Here is a 15699-nt window from a genome sequence, read left to right as displayed (position 1 = left end):
GAAGGCATAAAAATGTATGTCGACATGAACCGTGAGTACCTGAAGGATATAAACACAACAGAAGACGTTAAGATACCTGAAGACCCCCTTGAGAGGGTCATAGGGCATGAGGACGTCATGCCCATGATAAAGATAGCTGCAAAGCAGAGGCGGCACCTCCTTCTCGTGGGGCCGCCAGGTATAGGAAAGTCCCTGCTTGCCCAGGCAATATCATTTCACCTCCCTGAACCATCAGAGGAAATAACAGTAGTCCATAACCCTGAAAGGCCTGAAAGACCATTCGTTGAGGTTAAAAACCGGAAGGAAATAGAGGATGAAATCCTTGAGATTGAAAGGGCTGAGGGGGAACTCATAGACCCCCATAGTGTCCCTGAGGCTGTTGCGGAACGCCTGGGCTTCAAGTGCATACACTGCGGCGAGTACAGCAGCGCCTACAACAGCATCTGCCCAAAATGTGGCGGTGATAAGTTTTCCCATATTAAGGCAAGGAGGAAGCACATCGGAGACCTCCTTGGAATGTTCGAGATGAGTTCAGGGAGCCTCAGCGTTCCCCAGAAGAGGGTCACAACCACCAGGATCATGGATGGTGTTGAGGAGGTTGTGATATACGAGAGGGTTGGCGGAGACAGCATCAAGGTCCTTGATCAGAGAGCCCTTGAAAAGAGGAGACAGATGGTTGAAGAGAAACCCAGAAATGTCATAGTCCCCCTTGAGAGAAAAACCTTCATTCAGGCCACAGGGGCGAGTGAAACCGAACTCCTGGGTGATGTCCGCCATGACCCCTATGGGGGACACCCTGACCTGGGTTCCCAGCCCTATGAACGTGTGGTTCCCGGGGCAATCCACGAGGCCCATGAGGGTGTGCTCTTCATAGACGAGATAGTCCATATAGCCGGTCTTCAGAGGTTCATATTCACTGCCATGCAGGATAAGACATTTCCCATAGTTGGCAGGAACCCCCAGAGCGCCGGGAGTTCCGTTAAGGTTGATGAGGTCCCCTGTGACTTCATATTTGTGGGAGCCTGTAACATCGCGGATCTCCAGTACATACTCCCACCTCTTCGCTCAAGGGTTCAGGGCGAGGGCTATGAGCTTCTCCTGAATACCACCATGCCGGATACCGATGAGAACAGGGCAAAAATCGCGCAGTTCGTTGCACAGGAGATAGAACTTGATGGAAAGATACCCCATGCACGGGCTGCCGCTGTGGAACTCCTTATTGAGGAGGCAAGGAGAAGGGCCAGGGCCGTTGATGATGTGGATGATGCCCTCACACTCCGCCTCAGGGACCTGGGTGGTGTTGTGAGAATGGCCGGGGACCTTGCCGTGATGGATGGTAGCGACTACATCGAGACCAAGCACATGGAGGTTGCGATAAGGAAGGCTGTTTCCATTGAGGACCAGATCCTCAAGAGGTACAAGAGCTATGAGAAGGCTCTTGAGAAGGACCTCTCAAGTTCACAGAGGATGTCCCATCAGGGTTATAACAGTGAGAACATAGACCGGAGCTACATGTGAACTCAGGAAGCCGGAGATCACACCGTATGATACCCCTCAGCATCAGGCACAGCAGTGAGTACATGATCCGCAAGATTTAAGTGGATATTTATGGTAGATACCATGAATATGAAGAGGGAGTCAGAGAAAAGGCAGGGTCTTCTTGAGCGTTACGATTTTCCAGAACTCATTGAAGATTATCTCGTTGAACTTGAAATCAGGAATTATTCGCCAAACACCATAAAAACCTACAAATCAATCGTTAAAAATTTTTATGAATTCCTGATGAATGAGGATGACCTCTATGACGAAAGGAGGGTTCTAAGGTCATTTAAGAGGTACATACAGTACCTTAAGAGAGATAAAAAGGTTACACAGAACTACATATACCTTGTTACGGTTGTTGTTAAGAAGTTCTTTGAATTCAGCGGCATAGATTGTCTGGATGAGGTTAAGGCTCCCAAGAGAACCAAGTCCCTCCCCAAGTCCCTCAATGAGGACGAAGTGATGAGGCTCATAAACGCCGTTGAGCTGACTGATGATGGCTCACTCATAAAGAGATTCATAAGGACCCGTGACCGCCTTATACTATCACTTCTCTACTCCTCAGGGCTCCGGGTCTCTGAACTGGTCTCCCTCAGGATCAATGACATCGACCCCGATGAGAGGACCATGAGGATAAGGGGTAAGGGTGATAAGGACCGCATAGTTCTTTTTGATGAGAACACCAGGGACCTCCTCCTGGATTACCTCAGCAAGAGGATACATGAAAGCGAGTATCTGTTCCTCAACCGCTTCGGGGACCCGCTGACACCAAGGTACGTCCAGATGATGATAAAGAACTATGCAAGGAAGGCGGGTATAAACAAGAAGGTCACTCCACACATTCTGAGGCACTCATTTGCAACCCATCTACTCAAGAATGGAGTGGATATAAGGGCCATACAGCAGCTTCTCGGGCATTCGAACCTCTCAACCACACAGATATACACCAGTGTCGATATGCAGACCCTCAAGAATGTTTATGACCGTGCCAGACTCCTCTGATTAACCTCATTTTCACCTGGACAGGGATGAAAGCTTCAGGGTCAGAATTTAATCCCCGGTGGGAGATTCTCGGGTATCTGGATGAGGTTTACAGAATGGTCAGCTGAAGGTCCTCATCCCTATGTGTGGAAAAGGTTATATACTGCAGCCCGTAATATATCCATAAATTTGAATATATTGATTGGAGGTTAAAGGTTGTTACAGGAATTCGCAGACTATGTAACATACAATCTCATGGGACTTGAACCGGCCTCTCACCTTGGAAGCGCCGTCAATTTCTTCATCTACGACACCATAAAGATATTCATACTACTCGCAACCCTGATATTTGTAATATCATTCATAAGGACATACATACCCCCCAACAAGGTTAAAGAGACCCTGGAAAAACGGCATAAATATACTGGAAACTTAATAGCCGCCCTTGTAGGGATAATCACACCATTCTGTTCATGTTCAGCCGTACCCCTCTTTATAGGGTTCGTTGAGGCGGGTGTTCCCCTGGGCGCAACATTCTCATTCCTCATATCATCCCCCATGATAAACGAGATAGCAATAATACTGCTTCTTGGACTCTTCGGATGGGAGATAACAGCATTCTATATAATATCCGGTTTCATAATCGCAGTTATAGGCGGAATATTCATAGGAAAACTTAAAATGGAGAATGAACTCGAGGACTATGTCTACGAGACACTGGAGAAGATGAAGGCCCTGGGGGCTGCAGATGTTGAGCTTCCAAAACCAAGCCTCAGGGAGAGGTACATTATAGCAAAAAATGAGATGAAGGACATACTCCGCCGTGTTTCACCCTACATAGTGATAGCGATAGCCATAGGTGGGTGGATACATGGATATCTACCTTCAGATTTCCTGCTAAGGTATGCAGGTGCAGACAATATACTGGCAGTTCCACTGGCAGTTCTCATAGGTGTACCCCTCTACTCAAACGCCGCGGGCACGATACCCCTAATATCAGCCCTTATAGAAAAGGGAATGGCTGCAGGAACTGCTCTGGCGCTCATGATGTCCATAACCGCCCTTTCACTCCCTGAGATGATAATCCTCAGGAAGGTCATGAAACCAAAGCTCCTTGCAACATTCATCGCAATTTTGGCGGTCTCAATAACAGTGACAGGCTACATATTCAATATAATAATCTAAAAACGGCCACAATACACTGAGAAGCCACATACTCAACTAACTTCAGGTGACCAGAATGTTCACCCGGACCCTGATCATGCCATCATGTTAACAGGTTCAACCTGAATATCAATGAGAGGTGAAAATATGAAGATACAGATATACGGTACAGGATGTGCAAACTGCCAGATGCTGGAAAAAAACGCCAGAGAGGCTGTTAAGGAACTTGGAATCGATGCTGAATTTGAAAAGATAAAGGAAATGGATCAGATCCTGGAAGCAGGACTCACAGCCCTTCCAGGACTTGCAGTTGATGGTGAACTCAAAATAATGGGGAGGGTCGCCTCAAAGGAGGAGATCATGAAGATCCTCTCCTGATCACATTTTATGGTGATAATAATGGTTAAGGATGAGGAAAAGGGTTTTGAGGGAAAGATAAAGGCAATGATCTCCTCAAGGGCATGTGCCTGCCAGACAGGCATACTTGAGAAGAAGAAGTCAGGTTTAAGATACGTCAACTGCAAGGGCTGCGGTAAACTGTTCAAAACTGACAGAGACACCGAATACTGCATGGACTGTGAGAAAAAAATGAAGTGATAGCAATGAGGATATCATTCCTGGGCGGTGGAAGGGTCGTGAGGATAATCCTCGGGGGCCTCAAAAGGGCAGATGAGCTTCCAGGGAATGTGACCGTATGCGACCCTGATGAGGACGCCCTCAGAACCATTGAAGATGAATTCGGGGTTGAAACATCACAGGACTGTATGAACATTGATGGGGATGTGATATTCCTTGCAGTGCATCCCCCAATCCTCAGGGACCTGCTTGAGATGATGGAGTCCCCTGACCCCCGGTCCATTGTGGTTTCCCTGGCCCCCCGGATAAGCATACATGAAATACAGGAGGCCCTCAGCCACCAGCGGGTTGTAAGGGTGATACCAAACGCCCCCTCAATTGTTAACAGGGGATACAACCCATTCAGCCCGGCAGATGAACTCACAGAAACCGACAGGAAAACACTGCGCTCAATATTTGAACCCCTGGGTGAATTCCCGGAGGTTTCAGAGGATGAACTGGAGGCATACGCCGTTATAACCGCCATGGGACCAACCTATCTGTGGTTCCAGCTGCGTGAACTGGAGGTGCTGGGTATGGAGTTCGGTATGGACTCCCAGGAGGCGGCAGCCGCCGTGCACTCAATGGCTGCTGGTGCAGTGGAGGCCCTCTACACTTACAGTAAATCAGATGATGTCATGGACCTCATACCTGTGAAGCCGCTGAAGGACTCTGAGGATGATATAAGAGCCATTTACCATGAGAAGCTCAGGTCACTCTACAGGAGTCTTAAGGAGTGAATGCAATTGGTGCTTGAGGTTGAGGGTCTGAGCAAGAAATTTGGCGATCTGGTGGCCGTGGATAACATCAGCTTCAGTGTTAATGAGGGTGAAATATTCGGGTTCATCGGGCCAAATGGGGCGGGTAAAACAACAGCCCATGGGATGCTCACTGGGAGGTATTCCAGGTATGATACCACCAGTAACAGGTACGATCGGGGTATGCTTCATTCCCGTCCCTTCAATGAGAATCAATTCAATGAATATTCTGGAATAATTTAGGAGGCGATAACTTGTACAGAAAGATATTGCTTGCAACTGATGGATCAGACTGTTCAATGCAGGCTGCAAGATACGCCATAGAAACCGCAGAACAGAACAAGGCTGAACTCGTGGCACTGACGGTTACAGAGACCTATTCCCTGGATAATCTACCCGTGGAGGAACTGACAAGGAAGGTTACAGAACTCTTCAGGAGGGAATCAGAGGAAGCCCTCCAGAAGGTGGAGGACCTTGCCATGAGTCTTGAGAGTCCCGTGAAGGTTCACAGGATGATGGTGGATGGTTCACCCGCAGAAACAATCCTGAAAGTTGCTGATGAAGAAGATGTGGATCTCATAGTTGTTGGGGCATCAGGAAAGCATGCCCTTGAAAGGTTCCTCCTTGGAAGTGTCTCAGAGAAGGTTGTGAGACACGCAAGGGTGCCTGTGCTTGTGGTCCACAGTCAGAAACTTGAATGTTAGGTAGTTACAATGAATTCATGCAACAGTGACAGACCGACACCCGAGCAGCTCCAGGAACTGAATAAGAGGCTGGCAGGGCTGCCTGATGATGGTGAAATAAGCAGGGCCGCGGAAGCCCTGAAGGCCCTGGCAGACCCGACCAGACTGCGTATAGTGCACCTCCTCTCTGAGGGTGAGCTCTGCGTCTGTGAAATAATGGCTGCCCTTGAAAAACCTCAGCCAACCATTTCACATCACCTCAACATACTGAAGAGAGCAGGATTTCTGAAAGCAGAGAAGCGCGGTGTCTGGGTTCACTACAGTCTTGGCAATGAAGAACTCCCATCAATGATAAATCAACTCATAAATAAAGGAGGGATCTCTTGAGAGAAGATTCTTGCAGTTTAGAAGGGGATATCTGCCCATCAAGACTGGGATTTCTCGATAAATATCTTACACTCTGGATTTTCCTTGCAATGGCAGCCGGTGTTTCAATAGGTTACCTTTTCCCCCAGTTCCGGGGACTCGTAAACATGTTCCAGGTGGATACAACAAGTCTTCCCATTGCCATTGGACTCATACTGATGATGTATCCCCCACTTGCAAAGGTCCGCTATGAGGATCTCCCGGATGTGTTCAGAAACTTCAGGGTGCTTGGACTCTCACTCTTCCAGAACTGGATCATTGGACCCCTACTGATGTTCATCCTTGCCATTGTCTTCCTACGTGACCACCCTGAATACATGGTCGGACTCATACTAATAGGACTTGCAAGGTGCATCGCCATGGTGATAGTCTGGAATGAGCTGGCCAGGGGTGACAGGGAGTATGCCGCCGGTCTTGTGGCGTTCAACAGCATCTTCCAGGTTTTATTCTACAGTGTCTACGCATGGCTATTCATCACAGTGCTTCCGCCACTTTTCGGTGTTCAGGGGAGTGCCGTGGACATCAGCATAGTGGAAATAGCAAAGAGTGTCTTCATATACCTTGGAATACCCTTCATTGGAGGATTTCTGACAAGGTACATCCTAAGGGGGAGGATGGGGGCTGAATGGTATGATGGTAAGTTCATCCCCAGGATAAGCCCTGTGACACTTATAGCACTCCTCTTCACCATCGTGGTGATGTTCAGCCTGAAGGGGGACTATATAATCCAGATACCATTTGATGTTGTTCTGATCGCCATACCACTCCTCCTGTACTTCGTGTTCATGTTCCTGATAAGTTTCCTCCTGGCGTACCGGGTGGGGGCCGACTACTCAAAGTCCTGTGCCATTTCCTTTACAGCTGCAAGTAACAACTTTGAACTCGCAATAGCGGTTGCCGTGGCTGTCTTCGGAATAGGGTCCGGTGTGGCGTTCGCAGCTGTGGTGGGACCACTCATAGAGGTGCCCGTGCTGATAAGTCTTGTCAACGTGGCACTCTACTTCCAGAGGAAATTCTACGGGGCTGAACCGTGACAATTAAACCGGGGAGACTCCGCAACTGAAAGCCCCCCCCAAAAAACCCTTTTCAGAACACAACTCCCACAAGACTCCGCAACTGAAACCAGATACATGATAACCGGAAACTGGAGATTCATAAAACACGTTCAGGTCACTCCATCAGCACATGGAAGTTCAAAAAACAGGTCAGGTTATCCTGTCAACATAAAACTGCTCAAAGAACTCAAAGGTGAATACAACACCCTCATCACTGCTTTTAACCTCAATGTGCCCTCCAAGCTGCCCTGCAAGGTTTTCCATCATCCTGAACCCGAATGATCCCCCATCAGGGAAACTGACGTCCTCCGGTAGACCGGAGCCATTATCCCTGTATATGAGTCTGTGACGGCCATTTAATCTCCTGATTTCAATAATTATCTCACCACCACCCTCCCTGAAGGCGTGTTTGAGTGAGTTGGAGATCAGTTCTGCTGTTATAAGTGCCAGTGGGAGGGCTGTATCCATGTTAAGCTCTGCAGGATCCCCCATGACTCTTACACTGACATCTGATGCCTTCTCATGGGAGTTAAGAAGATGGGATGAGAGACTCCTGATATATGCATTAAAATCAATGATGTAGGTGCCTGAGGATGGATAGGCACCCTCATGTATCATTGCAATGGAGCGCAGCTGGTTAACGTAATCCCTGAAAAATTCATCAATAGCCGGATCCTCTATGTACATTATCTGCAGGGAGAGGAGGCTTATAATGAGCTGGAGGTTATTCTTGACCCTGTGGTGAAGTTCCCTTAGGAGCTTCTCCTTCTCCTCTATTGACCTTTTAAGGTGCTCGTTGATGGTTCTCTCCCTCAAAAGCTTCAGCCGGTTCTTCTTTGCCTCATGCTTGTAGAGGGCCATTTCAAGGTTCACCTTTATATCCCTCTCATGGAATGGTTTAATGATGTATGCTGAGGGTTCAGTTTCCCTTGCCCTTCTAACTATCTCATCGCTGCTGTAGGCCGTGAGGTATATTATTGGGACATCCATCCGGTCCCTGACTATCCTCGCAGCGTCGATACCATCCATTTCACCCTCAAGCATGATATCCATTATTATGGTATCTGGCTTGAGTTTATCAAGACTCTCAAGGAGGTCCTCGGCTGAGTGGAATATTGCGGCCACATCATAGCCTGCATCCTCAAGTATGTACCTGATATCCTGGGCAACAAGTTCCTCATCCTCTACGATAACAACCCTTCCCTTCATCACCCACCACCGGTGTCAAAGGTGACTGTGAAAACAGCCCCATCGCAGTTCTCTGCAGTTATTGATCCATTGATCCTCTTCATCATGAATTTGACGAGTTTAAGACCGAAACCTGGGGGATCTGAAACTTCAATGTCAGGGGGCAGTCCCCTGCCGTTATCTGCAACCGTGAGCACCCCCCTGCCATCTGAGAGTGAAAGTCCGATCCGCACTTCACCACCGGAAACTACACCATGCTTTATGGCATTTGTTACGAGTTCATTGACGATGAGTCCAATGGAAACCGCGGTTTTGATTCCCACATGAACCTCCTCGAGTTCCATCCGGAATACGATATCTCTCCCCCGGCACATATCCATCAGTTCAGAGAGGAGATCCTCCATGTAATCTCTGAGGTTAACAGCCATTCCATCCCCTGCTCCATAGAGTTTTTCATGCACAAGGGCTATGGATTTAACCCTGTTCTGGCATTCGGTGAATATTTCCAGGGCCCTCTCATCATCTATGTACCTTGACTGGAGCCTTATAAGACTTGATATCAGCTGAAGGTTGTTCTTAACCCTGTGGTGCATCTCAGATAGGAGGAATTCCTTCTCCCTGATTGATGCCTCAAGGGATTCCCTGATGCGTTTATCCTCTGTTATATCCTGTTTTATTCCTATCACCGATTTTGGATTTCCCCGTGGGTCCTTCAGAACCTTTGCCCTTAGCAGCACCACGGAGATGGAGCCATCATCACGGACCACCCTGTATTCACCCTCAAATGGCCTCAGAGACCTGATGGAATCTCTGAAGGTTTCCTGTTCATCAGGATGAATCCTTGAGACCATCTCATCCAAGCTGCCCCTGAATTCCTCCCCGGGGATTCCAAGTATTCTGAGGGCCTCCTCAGAGCATGAGAGTGTGTCTGAGGCGATATCCCACTGCCAGCTCCCTATCCTGCCTATCTTCTGGGCTTCCCGCAGTTGCCAGTGACTCTCAACCAGTGACTGCCTTGTTCTTTCAAGCTCCTGTTCCTTCTCAACCTCTCTGATCGCTCTTCTTATTGCAAGGGGGAGCTTCGAAAAGTTGCTCTTGAGGACATAGTCAGTGGCTCCTGCCTTAAGGGCCTCCACTGCAAATTCCTCACCTATCTTGCCACTCACAAATATGAATGGCACCCATGGACACTTCTCCCCTGCTATTGAGAGGGCGGAAACCCCATCGAATGATGGAAGGGAGTAATCTGCAAGTATGACGTCTGGTTTGAACTCCTCGAGGGCCCTCATGAAGTCGTCCTCATTATCAACGACCTCTGATATGAATTCAATTCCTGCCCTCCTTATCTCCCTCTCCATGAGTTCAACGTCAAATGGAACATCTTCAAGTATTAGAATCCTGCATGTCATCCTATCATCTACAGTATCCTCTTAGAGAACCTAGGATATAGGCGGGGACTGGGAGCCCTGCTTGATCCGCTGCAAATATGGGTAAGGTTATCTATAACCAGGTACCTAAATATAGTTTATGAGAAAATTCAGGCGCCCGGTCCTTGTGCTAAGTCGCTGCATTGAACATGACCACTGCCGCTATGATGGATCGATGATATCAAGCCCCTTTGTGAGGGATTTCGGAGATCATGCTGACTTTGTAACGGTCTGCCCGGAGGTCGAGATTGGACTTGGTGTTCCACGGCCCCCCATCCACATAAGAGAAAGGGATGGGGAGCTGAGGCTTGTGCAGCCAGAAACAGGCCGTGATATAACCTCCGAAATGAGATCATTCACGGAATCCTTCCTGAATTCCCTGGAGGTCGTCGACGGTTTCATCCTGAAGAACAGATCCCCCTCCTGCGGTATAAGGAATGTGAAGGTCTATCATGGTGAAGGGCAGCGCCCAGGCAGGGATGGGATGGGATTTTTTGGAAGGGCCGTCATGGAGAGATTCCCGCATATGCCCCTTGAGGATGAGGGACGCCTGCGTAACCTCCAGATAAGGGAGGATTTCCTCATTAGGGTCTACCTCTTAAGGGACCTCAGGGGAGTGAAAACCCTCCAGGATCTCATAGAGTTCCACACAAAGAACAAGTTACTGCTCATGTCCCTCAGTCCAGATGGGCAGAACAGACTTGGAAGGGTGATTGCAGAGCAGAAGGATCTGGAAGACACCATTGAAACCTACTCTCAATTATTTTGCAGGATCATGGAGGGTCCCATTAAGCCTGAAAGAAAGGTCAATGCCCTTCTGCATGCCTTCGGTCATTTTTCATCCAGACTGAATGGTGAGGAAAGGAGGTACTTCCTTAAATCCATTGAATGGTACCGCAGGGGTGTGGTCCCGATGCTCGTCCCCCTCAGCATACTGAGAGCATGGGTTGCCAGGTTCGATGAAACTTACCTCAGGGAACAGACATTCTTCGAGCCATATCCCCGGGAGCTAGTACCTGTAACCATCATAAGCTGAGGAATCCGGATGATACAGAGGGAAAGGATAAGAACCCTCAATGGTGTGGAGCCCGATGATCGGGGCAGTTACGTGATATACTGGATGCAGGCATCTGTGAGGACCCACTGGAATCATGCCCTTGAATATGCCATTGAAACAGCCAATAGGCTAGAAAAGCCTCTTCTGGTGGTATTCGGCCTCACAGATGAATTCCCAGATGCCAACTCCCGCCATTACCGTTTCCTCATTGAGGGTCTCCTGGATGTGAGGGACGGTCTGAGGAAAAGGGGTATACAGTTTGTAATTGAAAAGGGCTCTCCACCATCTGTTCTCCTGAAATACGCCGATGATGCGGTTGAAGCTGTGACTGACAGAGGATACCTTGACATCCAGGAGCAGTGGGTCCTTGAGGCTGCAGGTGCACTCCACATCCCCCTCACACAGGTTGAGAGCAACGTCATAGTACCCGTGGAAACAGCATCAGATAAGGAGGAATACTCTGCAGGGACCTTCAGGCCGAAGATAGGGAGGCACCTCAGGAGGTTCCTGGTCCCGGTGCGGAAGAGAAGCATCAGGATGGAGTCCCTGGATCTTGAACCCGGACCTGAATTTCAGGATGTGATCAGGGGTTTCATGGCCCCTGATGGGCCCGGGCCATCGGTATTCAGGGGCGGAACATCTGCTGCCCTCGCAGTGTTCAGCGAATTTTTGAGAGAAAAGCTCGAATGCTTTGAAATGCACAGAAATGACCCTGTGAAGAACTGTCTATCCAATATGAGCCCCTATCTTCATTTCGGCCATATATCTCCCCTTTATCTTGCACTGAAAGCCTCAGAGGCAGGGGACTGTCCTGAGTTCCTTGAGGAGCTAATTGTGAGGAGGGAGCTCAGCATGAACTTTGTCCACTACAGTGAGAATTACAGCAGCATAATGTGTCTTCCAGAGTGGGCCCGGAACACCCTCATGGAGCACGCAGGAGACCCCCGGGAATATGAGTACACTCTCAGGGAATTTGAGGATGCCAGAACCCATGACCCCTACTGGAACGCCGCCCAGAAGGAGATGGTTATCACCGGAAAGATGCACGGTTACATGAGGATGTACTGGGGTAAAAAGATCCTGGAATGGACAGATCACCCTGAAAGGGCCTACAACATAGCACTTTACCTCAATGATAAGTATGAGATAGATGGCAGGGACCCCAATGGCTTCACAGGGGTTGCCTGGTGTTTCGGTAAACATGACCGGGCCTGGGCCGAAAGGGAGATATTCGGAAAGGTCAGGTACATGAATGACCGTGGACTTGAACGGAAATTCAGAATAGGTGAATATGTGCGGAGAGTTCAGGAGATGGAGGGGTAGCTGATGACACAACATCCCTTACCACAGAGAACATCCCGCAGAAACTGACCTGATGAAAAACCCTCACACAACAAAACTTTTTTATCATCCGACAGCCAACTATCTAAGGGATTCCAATTATTCTCACCCCAGGGAGGTTATGATATGAACATTGACCTTGAAGGATACTACAGGATGCGTTACAGTCTGTTCAGATGGAGACACACTCAGACATGGATCAGCAAGACAGTCATGGCATTTTTCATGGCCTGTGTAACAGGTGCAATGGCCCAGGTTGTGATTCCGCTGCCATGGACACCTGTACCCATCACCGCCCAGACACTGGCAGTCCTCATGTCCGGTGTTGTCCTTGGAAGGTACTGGGGCGGGGTGAGCCAGGCCATATACGTCCTTATTGGTGCTGCGGGAGTGCCATGGTTTGCAGGTATGACCGGTGGAGCCTCTGTACTGATGGGTGCAACCGGGGGATACCTCATTGGATTCGTTCTTGCAGCGTTGCTGCTGGGCCACTTCGTTGACAGGCACATAAGATCAAGGAAGTTCACACCGATGATGGCCCTCATGCTTGTTGCAAACTTTGGCCTCATCTACATCCCTGGACTTCTTGTTCTGGGGCTCTGGACCATGCAGACAACAGGGAACATGCCATCAGCATGGGAACTTCTTGTCATGGGGCTTTTACCGTTCATACCAGGCGATCTGCTTAAGATAACAGGGGCTGCGGCACTTACAAGGGCAATAACACCAAAGGAGCCCTACGGTGAAGAGGTTGACGTCCATAAATTCCCTGAATGGAGGCTGCCCTGAGCTGATAATCAGGGCACATCACCTCCTCTGTATGCGGGGGTTTCAGGGATACGGCTACAGCAGGGAATTCGTTGATAATATGGAGAGGATCCTCAGCTGGATCCATGATAACCCCCGGAAGTCCATGATGATTGTTGATTTTCCAGACGATATCTGTGCTGCATGTCCATTCCTTGATGGATCCGCCTGCCTGAGAGCCGAAGACACCGTGAGGCTCATGGATCATAGGCTCATGGAGTTAATGGGTATAAATAGCGGGGATGAACTGACACCCGCAGAAATTGAAGGGCTTATCGCCCCCCTCCTGGATTCCCCTGAATTAACCGAGATGTGCGGTGAATGTTCCTGGATTGAAGTCTGCCTGGTACACAGAAAGCCCCAATGTTTGAGGTGAAAGGATGATCCGGCGAAAACTGGGTTCAACGACCATATCTGCGTCTATACTGGGAATAGGGGTCATGAGGTTCCCTGAGGTAAACGGTAGACTTGATAGAAGATCTGCAGCGAGGATTATGGAGTTTGCCCTTGAGAGCGGTATAAACTACATTGACACCGGTTACACCTACCATGGCGGTGAAAGTGAGGTCTTCCTGGGGGACTTTCTTTCAGAAAATGATGAGTGCATGGACGATGTTGTTGTGGCAACCAAGCTTCCCACGTGGCTTGTTAACAGAAGAAAGGACATGGATGTGTATTTTGAGGAGCAGATGAAGCGCCTCAGAGGCAAAATTGACATATACCTGCTGCACAACCTCAAAAAGGATTCCTGGGTGTCCCTCAAGGATATGGGGGTTCTTGATTTTCTTGATTCACTCCAGAATGATGGAATTTACGTTGGATTCTCATTCCATGATACAGCAGATGTATTCTTTGAGATAGCCGACTCATACAGCTGGGATGTCATTCAGGTCCAGCACAATATAGTTGATGATGACCAGGCAAACCCCACCACCCTTTCATACGCCCGTGGACTTGGTGCCGGCACTGTGATAATGGAGCCACTGAGGGGAGGCTCGCTTGTACGCAACATTCCACCTGAGGTCAGGGAGATATATGAAATGGCCAGGACCCCCCGAAAGCCTGTGGAGTGGTGTCTGAGGTATCTATGGGATATGGATGATGTTGACGTGGTTCTGAGTGGTATGGGCAGTGTATCAGAGATCAGGGAGAATGTTGAAATTGCATTGAACTCACAAGAGCTCACAGAAGATGACCATGAAATTTTAAGGGAGATCAAAAGGGCCTACCGCATGAGGAAGAGTGTGCCCTGTTCAGAATGCGGATACTGTATGCCCTGCCCTGAGGGTGTTGACATACCCCGTAACTTCAGGCTTCTGAATGACGTATACAGGTTCATGAGCAGCAGGGGAGTGGAAACTGAGTACAGGAAGATCATGGATGCCCGGGAGCGGGCATCAAACTGTTCAGGCTGCGGTTCCTGTATGCCCTGCCCCCAGATGATTGACATACCCTCTGAACTCAGGAAGGTCCATGAAAAACTTGGATAGGTGAACTCCTTGATTGAAAGGATCAAGTACTCAATCAAGATTGCGGTGATACTCGCGGTGCTTGGCTCGTCCGTCCTCTTTATATGGGGGATGATCGGAAGGATGGCTGTGGACTGGAACGTTCTGAGGTCAGCCCTCGAAGGTTTTGTTGCATTTGGAATATTTGGATTCATACTTGGATTTCTGATATATGACCTTGAACCCTAGATTTGAAGGGAGTTACTGATGGCAAAATGGAGCTAAAAATTTCTGATATTGGTTGAACCATGGCTACATGGATAATGACTTATATATCCCCCAACATAGTAGGATAAGGGGGTGTGATTTCTTTGAAGGTTCCTGAAAATTTCAACCTCATCGTGACCCTCAGCGGTCAGAAGGGTGGCCCTGCAGGTGAGGAGATAGTTGGTGTTGAAGAGATTGAAATGGCGCTTTCAAGGTACGAAGGCGAAGTCAGGGTCAGGGATTCTGATTTTCCAAATGTCCTTAAATTTGATCTTGATATGGACCCATTTGAGGCTGTTAATATAATCAGGAATTCTCCAACCACTGTAATATCCAAGGTCGTCCCTGTTGAGGCTGTTGTGAGAACAAGGCTGGACAGTATAATCGAAAGGGTTGCGAGCCTCGTATCTGAGAAGGTTAAGGCAGGGGAGAGTTTCAGGGTCATCTGCGACCTCAGGGGGCGCAGGTACATAAAGTCTCCAGAGGAGGTCGTTGATGCGGTTTCGGCTTTTTTAATGGAGAGGTTTCCGGTTAAGGAATCTGATGATCCTGACTGGATTATACAGATAGAGGTTGTGGGTGAGGCAACCGGGGTGAGTGTCCTAAAACCCCATGATGTTCTGAAGAAGGGGTGAAATTCACATAGATATTAAATATAGAAAGGAGGTTTTTCATGAAAATGAATGCAGGGATTGTCATTGCTCTTTTTGCTATGGCGGTCCTGGCTGGAACAGGTTATGCCACAGCTGCTAATGCACCCTTAAAGGTTGCTGCGGCTGGAAATACAACTATAGAAGATGGTGTTTACTACACCATCAACGGTGCCATGCCAACTGTAAATAGTACAAGGTACACATCCCCGATTGTCCTCAACAGGACACTGAACATAAAGTATGTGATAATCAAAAACGGCACAGTGAAATACGGCATAATAAACCAC

20 protein-coding genes are annotated in these 15699 nt (G+C 48.6%); 18 read left to right on the top strand and 2 right to left on the bottom strand.

The window, feature by feature from the left end:
- Positions 1-12 precede the first annotated feature (12 nt).
- The 10 genes from ACPLJI_RS05070 (at position 13) to arsB (ending at position 7203) form a co-directional block, all read left to right on the top strand.
- Positions 13-1518 (top strand): ATP-binding protein, encoded by a 1506-nt coding sequence (locus ACPLJI_RS05070; RefSeq protein WP_424731543.1) that lies wholly within the window; start codon positions 13-15, stop codon positions 1516-1518.
- A 90-nt stretch (positions 1519-1608) separates the two neighbouring features.
- Positions 1609-2544 carry a site-specific tyrosine recombinase/integron integrase gene (gene xerA / locus ACPLJI_RS05065; protein ID WP_424731525.1) on the top strand — a complete coding sequence of 312 codons (936 nt, stop codon included), beginning with the start codon at positions 1609-1611 and terminating at the stop codon, positions 2542-2544.
- A 195-nt stretch (positions 2545-2739) separates the two neighbouring features.
- Positions 2740-3708, top strand: coding sequence for a permease (locus ACPLJI_RS05060; protein ID WP_424731526.1), 969 nt, complete (start codon positions 2740-2742; stop codon positions 3706-3708).
- Between the two features lie 126 nt (positions 3709-3834).
- A complete protein-coding gene (locus ACPLJI_RS05055) occupies positions 3835-4065 on the top strand; it encodes an MTH895/ArsE family thioredoxin-like protein (protein ID WP_115892107.1) in 231 nt (76 codons plus the stop codon).
- A gap of 21 nt (positions 4066-4086) precedes the next feature.
- The gene (locus tag ACPLJI_RS05050; RefSeq protein ID WP_424731527.1) at positions 4087-4284 is read left to right on the top strand and encodes a hypothetical protein; all 198 of its coding nucleotides are present in this window, start codon (positions 4087-4089) and stop codon (positions 4282-4284) included.
- A gap of 5 nt (positions 4285-4289) precedes the next feature.
- Positions 4290-5042 carry a pyrroline-5-carboxylate reductase family protein gene (locus ACPLJI_RS05045; protein WP_424731528.1) on the top strand — a complete coding sequence of 251 codons (753 nt, stop codon included), beginning with the start codon at positions 4290-4292 and terminating at the stop codon, positions 5040-5042.
- Between the two features lie 9 nt (positions 5043-5051).
- Positions 5052-5303: an ATP-binding cassette domain-containing protein gene (locus ACPLJI_RS05040; protein ID WP_424731544.1), complete on the top strand. Its 252-nt coding sequence runs from the start codon at positions 5052-5054 to the stop codon at positions 5301-5303.
- Positions 5304-5314: 11 nt separating this feature from the next.
- Entirely contained in the window at positions 5315-5764 is a 450-nt protein-coding gene (locus ACPLJI_RS05035; RefSeq protein ID WP_424731529.1) for a universal stress protein, read from the top strand.
- A gap of 9 nt (positions 5765-5773) precedes the next feature.
- On the top strand, positions 5774-6130 hold the full coding sequence (locus ACPLJI_RS05030; RefSeq protein WP_424731530.1) for an ArsR/SmtB family transcription factor: 357 nt from the start codon (positions 5774-5776) through the stop codon (positions 6128-6130).
- Positions 6127-7203 (top strand): ACR3 family arsenite efflux transporter, encoded by a 1077-nt coding sequence (gene arsB / locus ACPLJI_RS05025; protein ID WP_424731531.1) that lies wholly within the window; start codon positions 6127-6129, stop codon positions 7201-7203. Before ACPLJI_RS05030 ends, arsB begins: the two co-directional genes overlap by 4 nt.
- A 171-nt stretch (positions 7204-7374) precedes the next feature.
- On the opposite strand, the gene ACPLJI_RS05020 is transcribed toward arsB, so the two are convergent.
- A complete protein-coding gene (locus ACPLJI_RS05020; RefSeq protein ID WP_424731532.1) occupies positions 7375-8433 on the bottom strand; it encodes a histidine kinase dimerization/phosphoacceptor domain -containing protein in 1059 nt (352 codons plus the stop codon).
- Complete coding sequence (locus tag ACPLJI_RS05015) at positions 8433-9821, bottom strand: sensor histidine kinase (protein WP_424731533.1); 1389 nt, start codon at positions 9819-9821, stop codon at positions 8433-8435. The genes ACPLJI_RS05020 and ACPLJI_RS05015 overlap by 1 nt, the downstream gene beginning before the upstream one ends.
- Before the next feature lie 118 nt (positions 9822-9939).
- Here ACPLJI_RS05015 and ACPLJI_RS05010 point away from each other — a divergent pair, with 118 nt between their 5' ends.
- The 8 genes from ACPLJI_RS05010 to ACPLJI_RS04975 form a co-directional block, all read left to right on the top strand.
- Positions 9940-10875: a YbgA family protein gene (locus ACPLJI_RS05010; protein WP_424731534.1), complete on the top strand. Its 936-nt coding sequence runs from the start codon at positions 9940-9942 to the stop codon at positions 10873-10875.
- 9 nt (positions 10876-10884) lie between these two features.
- Entirely contained in the window at positions 10885-12219 is a 1335-nt protein-coding gene (locus tag ACPLJI_RS05005; RefSeq protein WP_424731535.1) for a deoxyribodipyrimidine photo-lyase, read from the top strand.
- A gap of 144 nt (positions 12220-12363) precedes the next feature.
- Entirely contained in the window at positions 12364-13026 is a 663-nt protein-coding gene (locus tag ACPLJI_RS05000) for a biotin transporter BioY (RefSeq protein WP_424731536.1), read from the top strand.
- On the top strand, positions 12980-13420 hold the full coding sequence (locus ACPLJI_RS04995; protein WP_424731537.1) for a DUF1284 domain-containing protein: 441 nt from the start codon (positions 12980-12982) through the stop codon (positions 13418-13420). The genes ACPLJI_RS05000 and ACPLJI_RS04995 overlap by 47 nt, the downstream gene beginning before the upstream one ends.
- Positions 13421-13424: 4 nt before the next feature.
- A complete protein-coding gene (locus ACPLJI_RS04990) occupies positions 13425-14534 on the top strand; it encodes an aldo/keto reductase (protein WP_424731538.1) in 1110 nt (369 codons plus the stop codon).
- A 9-nt stretch (positions 14535-14543) separates the two neighbouring features.
- A complete protein-coding gene (locus ACPLJI_RS04985; protein WP_424741157.1) occupies positions 14544-14741 on the top strand; it encodes a hypothetical protein in 198 nt (65 codons plus the stop codon).
- A 122-nt stretch (positions 14742-14863) separates the two neighbouring features.
- Positions 14864-15394, top strand: coding sequence for a THUMP domain-containing protein (locus ACPLJI_RS04980; RefSeq protein WP_424731540.1), 531 nt, complete (start codon positions 14864-14866; stop codon positions 15392-15394).
- Positions 15395-15438: 44 nt separating this feature from the next.
- On the top strand, positions 15439-15699 hold a 261-nt coding region (locus ACPLJI_RS04975), incomplete at its 3' end, for a chitobiase/beta-hexosaminidase C-terminal domain-containing protein (protein WP_424741156.1).

This window comes from Methanothermobacter sp., from assembly GCF_049720995.1.
Taxonomy (GTDB): domain Archaea; phylum Methanobacteriota; class Methanobacteria; order Methanobacteriales; family Methanothermobacteraceae; genus Methanothermobacter.
Note: the sequence above shows the minus strand (reverse complement) of the source record. Positions and strands in the feature narration are given on the sequence as shown.

Coding starts and splice junctions, on each gene's coding strand:
- ACPLJI_RS05070 (WP_424731543.1), top strand. CDS start 13: ATGTATGTCGACATGAACCGTGAGTACCTGAAGGATATAAACACAACA.
- xerA (WP_424731525.1), top strand. CDS start 1,609: ATGGTAGATACCATGAATATGAAGAGGGAGTCAGAGAAAAGGCAGGGT.
- ACPLJI_RS05055 (WP_115892107.1), top strand. CDS start 3,835: ATGAAGATACAGATATACGGTACAGGATGTGCAAACTGCCAGATGCTG.
- ACPLJI_RS05050 (WP_424731527.1), top strand. CDS start 4,087: ATGGTTAAGGATGAGGAAAAGGGTTTTGAGGGAAAGATAAAGGCAATG.
- ACPLJI_RS05045 (WP_424731528.1), top strand. CDS start 4,290: ATGAGGATATCATTCCTGGGCGGTGGAAGGGTCGTGAGGATAATCCTC.
- ACPLJI_RS05030 (WP_424731530.1), top strand. CDS start 5,774: ATGAATTCATGCAACAGTGACAGACCGACACCCGAGCAGCTCCAGGAA.
- ACPLJI_RS05020 (WP_424731532.1), bottom strand. CDS start 8,433: ATGAAGGGAAGGGTTGTTATCGTAGAGGATGAGGAACTTGTTGCCCAG.
- ACPLJI_RS05015 (WP_424731533.1), bottom strand. CDS start 9,821: ATGACATGCAGGATTCTAATACTTGAAGATGTTCCATTTGACGTTGAA.
- ACPLJI_RS05010 (WP_424731534.1), top strand. CDS start 9,940: ATGAGAAAATTCAGGCGCCCGGTCCTTGTGCTAAGTCGCTGCATTGAA.
- ACPLJI_RS05005 (WP_424731535.1), top strand. CDS start 10,885: ATGATACAGAGGGAAAGGATAAGAACCCTCAATGGTGTGGAGCCCGAT.
- ACPLJI_RS05000 (WP_424731536.1), top strand. CDS start 12,364: ATGAACATTGACCTTGAAGGATACTACAGGATGCGTTACAGTCTGTTC.
- ACPLJI_RS04990 (WP_424731538.1), top strand. CDS start 13,425: ATGATCCGGCGAAAACTGGGTTCAACGACCATATCTGCGTCTATACTG.